General features: G+C 46.0%; 2 protein-coding genes. Both read left to right on the forward strand.

The features are described from left to right. Window positions 1-354: surface-adhesin E family protein (locus ACTHUM_RS16030; RefSeq protein WP_440403426.1), on the forward strand; the 354-nt coding region annotated here is incomplete at its 5' end. 238 nt (window positions 355-592) lie between these two features. Beyond that, on the forward strand, window positions 593-800 hold a 208-nt coding region (locus tag ACTHUM_RS16035; protein WP_440403427.1), incomplete at its 3' end, for a glutamine synthetase beta-grasp domain-containing protein.

The following is an 800-nucleotide window of genomic DNA, read 5'->3' on the forward strand; positions in this document are numbered from 1 at the left end:
GGGTTGGCAACACATGCGGTGGCGGAATATTGGGTGTTGCTAGGTATTAACAGTAACAATACTACCATATTTGGTGATGCAGACAGCCGTACGGACAATAGTGCATGGTTTGAAACAAGGTACGCCGAGCCGAAAAAGATGATTAGCAATGGAAAATTTTATAATACAGCTAAAGCGTTGGAAGAAATGGATTGCAGTGGTAAACGTTTTAGGGCTTTGACAGTAACGTGGTATTCCGAATCGGGAAACCCTATCGGTTCTTATACACCATCCTATGCCGAATGGAGTTATGTTATTCCCGGTACGGGTGGAGAGAGTGTGTACAAATTTGTCTGCAACCGCTATCCTCGCTGATCGTTTTTAAACCAAACAACAGATGCCGTCTGAACTGCTTTCAGACGGCATCTGTTTTGTCGGCATTCGGACAAAAGGGCGGGCATTCCGCTTTTGAACAGACAAACCGAAGCATATTGTTGACAATCTTGCCGTCTGAAACTATATTTCATTGCGTAAAAACGGGTGCCCTGATGTATTTCAGACGGCCTTACCGTGGTAGAATAACAACTTAAACCCATTCCCTCAGGAGCTGAAGATGTCCATCAAAGACGCTGTAAAACTGATTGAAGAAAGCGAAGCCCGCTTCGTAGATTTGCGCTTTACCGATACCAAAGGCAAGCAGCACCACTTTACCATCCCCGCACGCATCGTCCTCGACGATCCCGAAGAATGGTTTGAAAACGGTCAAGCGTTTGACGGTTCGTCCATTGGCGGTTGGAAAGGTATTCAGGCTTCCGATATGC

This window comes from Neisseria sp. P0021.S006, from assembly GCF_051956895.1.